General features: G+C 70.0%; 6 protein-coding genes. 3 read left to right on the forward strand and 3 right to left on the reverse strand.

Annotated elements, in window-relative coordinates:
• Positions 1–438: 438 nt before the first annotated feature.
• Complete coding sequence (locus ABD056_RS14650; protein ID WP_343867754.1) at positions 439–936, forward strand: CarD family transcriptional regulator; 498 nt, start codon at positions 439–441, stop codon at positions 934–936.
• Between the two features lie 81 nt (positions 937–1,017).
• Here the strand turns inward: ABD056_RS14650 and ABD056_RS14655 are convergent, their stop codons facing one another.
• A complete protein-coding gene (locus ABD056_RS14655; RefSeq protein WP_343867756.1) occupies positions 1,018–1,599 on the reverse strand; it encodes a TetR/AcrR family transcriptional regulator in 582 nt (193 codons plus the stop codon).
• Positions 1,600–1,736: 137 nt separating this feature from the next.
• On the opposite strand from ABD056_RS14655, the gene ABD056_RS14660 reads away from it, so the two are divergent.
• On the forward strand, positions 1,737–2,135 hold the full coding sequence (locus ABD056_RS14660) for a RidA family protein (protein ID WP_343867758.1): 399 nt from the start codon (positions 1,737–1,739) through the stop codon (positions 2,133–2,135).
• Between the two features lie 16 nt (positions 2,136–2,151).
• On the opposite strand, the gene ABD056_RS14665 is transcribed toward ABD056_RS14660, so the two are convergent.
• Positions 2,152–2,796 carry a phosphoribosylanthranilate isomerase gene (locus ABD056_RS14665; protein ID WP_425545043.1) on the reverse strand — a complete coding sequence of 215 codons (645 nt, stop codon included), beginning with the start codon at positions 2,794–2,796 and terminating at the stop codon, positions 2,152–2,154.
• Complete coding sequence (pyrF, locus tag ABD056_RS14670) at positions 2,796–3,533, reverse strand: orotidine-5'-phosphate decarboxylase (RefSeq protein ID WP_343867760.1); 738 nt, start codon at positions 3,531–3,533, stop codon at positions 2,796–2,798. Before pyrF ends, ABD056_RS14665 begins: the two co-directional genes overlap by 1 nt.
• Before the next feature lie 148 nt (positions 3,534–3,681).
• On the opposite strand from pyrF, the gene purH reads away from it, so the two are divergent.
• The gene (purH, locus tag ABD056_RS14675; protein ID WP_343867762.1) at positions 3,682–5,262 is read left to right on the forward strand and encodes a bifunctional phosphoribosylaminoimidazolecarboxamide formyltransferase/IMP cyclohydrolase; all 1,581 of its coding nucleotides are present in this window, start codon (positions 3,682–3,684) and stop codon (positions 5,260–5,262) included.
• Positions 5,263–6,000 lie beyond the last annotated feature (738 nt).

Genomic DNA, 6,000 nt, shown 5'->3' on the forward strand with positions numbered 1-6,000 from the left:
CGCACTATCTCCATGGTGCGATGCGATGCAGAGGCGGCCCGCAACGGCCGCCTCTGGCGTTCCGGAAAGCGGCGTTGCGCCTGCCGCCACGGGCCGGGCGGCAGTTTGACGCTTTTTTTACCTGTCTCGGACGCCCGTTTCGTGGTATAGAATAACCCGTATCCGCTCGGTCTCGCCGGCGGAACTTTTTTTGGGACCGGCCCTGATGGGATGCCTCCACGCGCCGGCCCCGCCCCAGCAGCCGAGACGGGCGACGCCCGAACCGGATCTACAGATCGCCATGCCACGCGGACCGGCCGGATGCGTGGCGGTGGACGCCATCTTCGTTCACCCGGTTGCAGGAACCCCGGCCCCCAACGGCCCCGCGGTCTGCGCCGCCCACTCCCCAGAGGCGGCCGATCGTCCTGGTGTGACTTGACGGGAAGAGAAGAAAAGAAAATGTCGAGCAACGTGCCCTTCACCGCTGGTGACTTCGTCGTCTATCCCGCTCACGGCGTCGGCAAGGTGATGGATATCGAGAAGCAGACCATCGCCGGCATGGACCTGGAGCTGTTCGTGATCACCTTCGAGCGCGAGCGCATGACCCTGCGCATCCCGGTCGCGAAGGCGAAAAGCTCGGGCCTGCGCAAGCTGTCGACGAAGAAGGTCATGGACACGGCGCTGACCACCCTGAAGGGCCGCGCCCGCGTGAAGCGCGCCATGTGGAGCCGCCGCGCCCAGGAATACGAAGCCAAGATCAACTCCGGCGACCCGGTCTCCATTGCCGAGGTGGTGCGCGACCTGTTCCGCTCCGCCACCCAGCCGGAACAGTCGTTCAGTGAACGCCAGATCTATGAACAGGCGCTGGAGCGTCTGGCCTGCGAACTGGCCGCCGTCGAGCAGATCGAGCCCGACGCCGCGACCGAACGCCTGGAAAAGCTGCTGCGCGCCGCCTGATCGGCCGCCGCCCCTGCCGCTTGCGATCACCGCCCGCCGGTCCTGCCGGCGGGCGGTTTTCGTTTGGCTCCGGCAGGCCGGTCAGGACGTGGCCGGCGCGGGCCGCGCCAGCAACCCCTCCGACAGGCATTCGAAGGCTTCGACGGCCTTGGGGAGCACGACTTCGGGCGCCTGGCTGGAGGCCACCCACAAGGCGGCGTTCAGCGCCGCACCATTCAGCAGCCGCGCGGCCGCCTCGATGTCGACCGGCTTCAGCACGCCGTCGGCGATGAGGCGGGCGACGGTGCGCTGGGTCACCTCCAGGCAGGCGTTCTGGCTCGGCCATTGAGAGGGATCGCCCAGGAACGCCGGCCCGTCCAGCAGGACGATGCGGCGGATTTCCGGGTCGAGCGCCATGCGGATATAGGCCCGCCCCTCGGCCAGCAGCCCCGGCCAGCCACCGCCGGCCGCCTCCGCCGCCGCCTGCGCCCGCTGGGCCATCTCGCCGTCGATCTGGGCCACCACGGCGGCGAGCAGCCCCCTCTTGTCGCCGAAGCTATGGTAGAGGGCGCCGCGGGTGAGCCGGACGGCCGCCGTCAGGTCATCCATGGAGGCCGCCGCGAACCCGTGTTCGGCGAAGGCCGCCCGCGCCGCCGCGATCAGCCGGGCGCGGTTCGCTTCCATCGTTGCGGCTCGCTTCGACTGAGCCATCGCCCCCTCCCCTGTCAGATGGACCGCCCCGGCATTGACATACGCGACGTATGTGAGATCATCTCGCATACGCTCCGTATGTCAATCTCCAGGTCGGAAAGGACCAAGTCATGACCCGTCCCGAACCCGTTTTCCCCGCTGATCGCCACGCACTCTACGAACAGCATGGCTATTCCGCCGCCATCCGGTCGGGCGACCTGCTGTTCGTGTCGGGGCAGGTCGGCAGCCGGCCCGACGGCAGCCCCGAACCGGACTTCGAGGCCCAGGTCCGGCAGGCCTTCGCCAACCTGCGGGCGACCCTTGCCGCCGCCGGCTGCGGCCTGGCCGACATCATCGACGTGACCACCTTCCACACCGATCCCGAACGGCAGTTCGAAACCATCATGGCCGTCAAGGCCGACATGTTTCCGCAGCCGCCCTATCCCAACTGGACGGCGGTGGGGGTGACCTGGCTCGCCGGCTTCGACTTCGAGATCAAGGTGGTGGCGCGCATTCCTCCGGCCGCCTGATCGCCTGGCCGCCCCGTCACGCCCGGTCGCAGGCCTCCAGGAAGCGGCGGATCAGCTCCGGGTCCTTGACGCCGCGCTCGCGCTCCACCCCCGAGGACACGTCGACCATGGCGGCGCCCGACTGGCGCACGGCCTCCGCCACCGTTTCCGGCGTCAGGCCGCCGGCCAGCATCCACGGCACGTCGGGGCGCTTCCAGTCGCGCATCAGCGGCCACGGGAAGGCGGCGCCGTGGCCGCCGGGGCGGTCGGCACCGGCCGGCGGCTTGGCGTCGAACAGCAGCATGTCGGCGACATCGGCGAAGGCCTCGGCGGCGGTCAGGTCGGCGGCATCGGCGATGCCCACCGCCTTGGCCACCGGCACGCCCCAATCCTGGCGGATCTGCTCCACCCGCGCCGGCGTCTCGCTGCCGTGCAGCTGCACCAGATCGAGGCGGACATGGGCCAGCGCCTCGGCCAGCTGGTCGTCAGTGGGGTCGACGAACAGGCCGACCTTCTTCACGTCCTCCGGCAGGCCGTCCACCAGCTCCGCCGCCTCGGCCGGCGTCAGGCTGCGCGGGCTGGGCGGGAAGAACACCAGGCCGATGTAGGCGGCACCGTGGTTGACGGCGGCCACCAGGGCATCGTCGTCACGAATGCCGCAGATCTTGGCGAGCACCGGCATCAGCGCACCTCCGCCGCCGGACGCGGCAGTTCGGAGACGATCTTTTCCGCCGCCGCGATGGGGTCGGCGGCCGCGGTGATGGGGCGCCCGACCACCAGGTAATCGGCGCCGGCCGCCACCGCCTCGGCCGGGGTCATGATGCGCTTCTGGTCGTCGGCGGCGGCCCAGTGCGGCCGCACGCCGGGGCACAGCAGCTTGAAGTCGGGGCCGAGGTCGGCGCGCAGCAGGGTGGCCTCGCGCGGCGAGCACACCACGCCGTCGATGCCGCTTTCCTTGGCCAGCGCCGCCAGGGCGCGGACCTGATCGGTGACGGCGCGGCCGACGCCGGTGCCGGCAAGGTCGTCGTCGTCCATGCTGGTCAGCACGGTGACCGCCAGCACCATGGGGCGCGGCACGGCGAACTCGGCGGCGGCATCGCTGGCGGCGCGGGCGGCGGCCTGCATCATGGTGCGGCCGCCGGCGGCGTGAACGTTAACGATGGTCGGCCGCAGCTGCACGGCGGCGCGGATGGCGCCGGCCACCGTGTTGGGGATGTCGTGGAACTTGAGGTCGAGGAACAGCGGCGCCTCGCTCGCCTTGGCCACCTGCTCGACGCCGCGGCGACCCTGGCTGGTGAAGAACTCAAGCCCGAGCTTGATGCCCCCCACCGTGTCGCCGATGCGGGCAGCAAGGCGCGTGGCGGCGTTGAGGTCGGTGGTGTCGATGGCGCAGAAGACGGGATTGCGGAGCGCGGTCATGGGCTGGCCCTGGCGATGACGGTTCCCCCACCCTTACACCAGCGGCGGCCCGCGCGGCAACGGCGGCGGCCCCCAGCCTTCCGCCCGGCGCGCGCATGTGCTATAGCGCGGCCAGCCTTCCTCCACCGACATCCAGGGTTCACGGCCGATGACCACCACCCTTCCCGTCCGCCGGGCGCTGCTTTCCGTTTCCGACAAGTCGGGCCTGATCGACTTCGCGCGGTTCCTCGCCGGCCAGGGCGTCGAGATCCTGTCCACCGGCGGCACCGCCAAGGCCATGCGCGATGCCGGCCTGCCGGTCATCGACGTGGCCGACTTCACCGGCTTCCCGGAAATGCTCGACGGCCGGGTGAAGACCCTGCACCCGAAGGTGCACGGCGGCATCCTCGGCATTCGCGGCAACGCCGAGCACGAGGCCGCCATGGCCGCGCACGGCATCCTGCCCATCGACCTGGTGGTGGTGAACCTCTACCCGTTCGAGGCGACGGTCGCCAAGGGCGCGGACTTCGACACCTGCATCGAGAACATCGACATCGGCGGCCCCGGCATGATCCGCGCCGCGGCCAAGAACCACGCCGCCGTCACCGTCGTCACCGACCCGGAAGACTACGCCGCCGTGCAGGCGGAGATGGAAGCCAACGGCGGCGCCACCACCGCCGCCCTGCGCAAGCAGTTGGCCGCCATCGCCTATGCCCGCACCGCCGCCTATGACGCCGCCATCTCCACCTGGTTCGCCGGTCAGGTGAGCGACGAGTTCCCGCGCCGCTTCGCCGTCGGCGGCCGCCTGAAGCAGACCCTGCGCTACGGCGAGAACCCGCACCAGAAGGCCGCCTTCTACGTTACCGGCGAGGACCGCCCCGGCATCGCCACCGCCGAGCAGGTGCAGGGCAAGGAACTGTCCTACAACAACCTCAACGACACCGACGCCGCCTTCGAACTGGCGGCCGAGTTCGACGAGCCCGCCGTCGCCATCATCAAGCACGCCAACCCCTGCGGCGTGGCGGTCGGCGGCGATGTGGTCGCCGCCTACCAGCGGGCGCTGGCCTGCGACCCCGTCTCGGCCTTCGGCGGCATCGTGGCGCTGAACCGCCCCATCGACGCGGCGGCGGCGGAAGAGATCACCAAGGTCTTCACGGAAGTGGTCATCGCCCCCGATGCCGATGCCGAGGCCCGCGCCATCTTCGCCGCCAAGAAGAACCTGCGCCTGCTGCTGACCGGCGGCATGCCGGACCCGGCGGCGCCGGGCGTCACCTACAAGAACCTCGCCGGCGGCTTCCTGGTGCAGAGCCGCGACAACGGCCGCGTGACCGCCGCCGACCTCAAGGTGGTGACGCAGCGCCAGCCGAGCGAGCAGGAACTGCGCGACATGCTGATCGCCTTCCGCATCTGCAAGCACGTCAAGTCCAACGCCATCATCTACGTCAAGGACGGTGCCACCGTCGGCATCGGCGCCGGCCAGATGAGCCGGGTGGACAGCTCCCGCATCGCCTCGTGGAAGTCGGCGGAAGCCGCCAAGGCCCAGGGCCTCGCCCAGCCGCAGACGGTGGGCTCGGTGGTGGCGTCGGACGCCTTCTTCCCCTTCGCCGACGGCCTGCTGGCCGCCGCCGAGGCGGGGGCGACGGCGGTGATCCAGCCGGGCGGCTCCATGCGCGACGACGAGGTGATCAAGGCGGCCGACGAAAAGGGCCTCGCCATGGTCATGACCGGCATGCGCCACTTCCGCCACTGAGGCCGGGCCGCAGGCGTCCTCGCTGCCGCCGCAGGAAATGGGTCTTCACGAGAGTCCCTGAAGGGACGGACAACGGCGCTCCCTGACAAACTGGTGGTCGCTGACCATAGCAGACTGTCAGGAAGGCGCTGTTGTCCCTCAGCGGCTCTGAAGGCTATCACGGCGAACGGGTCGGGCGTGGCGAGGGCGGACGGCCAAAGATCTGGCTCCAAATCTGCCGGCGGCCGGGCGGCGGTTGATCTGCAACGGCTGCGGCAGCCGGATCGACAGCATCCGTGACGTCGAGATGCGCATGGCGCGGGACCTGCCGATCCTGGTACACGATGGGATTCAAGCTCCGAAGCGAGCTTGTCCTGTCGCCGGCTCACGTTCGGCTTTTGGATAAGCCGGCGACCGCCTCCACGTCCTGAAGTCCGGCAGCCGCCGTGGTGATCGGCAGGTCCACCATCCGCACACCGCCACGCCGGCAGCGGAAATGCGGGGGGGGGGGGCGAGCGATCATTGCGCGGCGGCCGGCCACACCCCGAAAATCAACGCTCTGACGGACCGGCTCGGCAGGTCCTTGCGCCTTTACCTTGCTGGCGGCCGCGCCTCCGACGGTTGCGGCGGTGGACCTCTTCTTGAGATACCGTGTCGGGCGTCAAGTCGGGACGAAGGGGCGGCGGGTTTTCATGATGCCGTAAGCGATAACAAGCAGCTTACGGGCGACGGCGACGAGGATGACCTTTGGCGTCTTCC

The organism is Caenispirillum bisanense (genome assembly GCF_039523075.1).
In the GTDB taxonomy this organism is placed as follows: domain Bacteria; phylum Pseudomonadota; class Alphaproteobacteria; order Rhodospirillales; family Rhodospirillaceae; genus Caenispirillum; species Caenispirillum bisanense.

What these genes read in the sequence shown, in the direction of transcription:
- ABD056_RS14655 (WP_343867756.1), bottom strand. Translation starts at nt 1,599, where the DNA reads ATGGAAGCGAACCGCGCCCGGCTGATCGCGGCGGCGCGGGCGGCCTTC.
- purH (WP_343867762.1), top strand. Translation starts at nt 3,682, where the DNA reads ATGACCACCACCCTTCCCGTCCGCCGGGCGCTGCTTTCCGTTTCCGAC.
- ABD056_RS14650 (WP_343867754.1), top strand. Translation starts at nt 439, where the DNA reads ATGTCGAGCAACGTGCCCTTCACCGCTGGTGACTTCGTCGTCTATCCC.
- pyrF (WP_343867760.1), bottom strand. Translation starts at nt 3,533, where the DNA reads ATGACCGCGCTCCGCAATCCCGTCTTCTGCGCCATCGACACCACCGAC.
- ABD056_RS14660 (WP_343867758.1), top strand. Translation starts at nt 1,737, where the DNA reads ATGACCCGTCCCGAACCCGTTTTCCCCGCTGATCGCCACGCACTCTAC.
- ABD056_RS14665 (WP_425545043.1), bottom strand. Translation starts at nt 2,796, where the DNA reads ATGCCGGTGCTCGCCAAGATCTGCGGCATTCGTGACGACGATGCCCTG.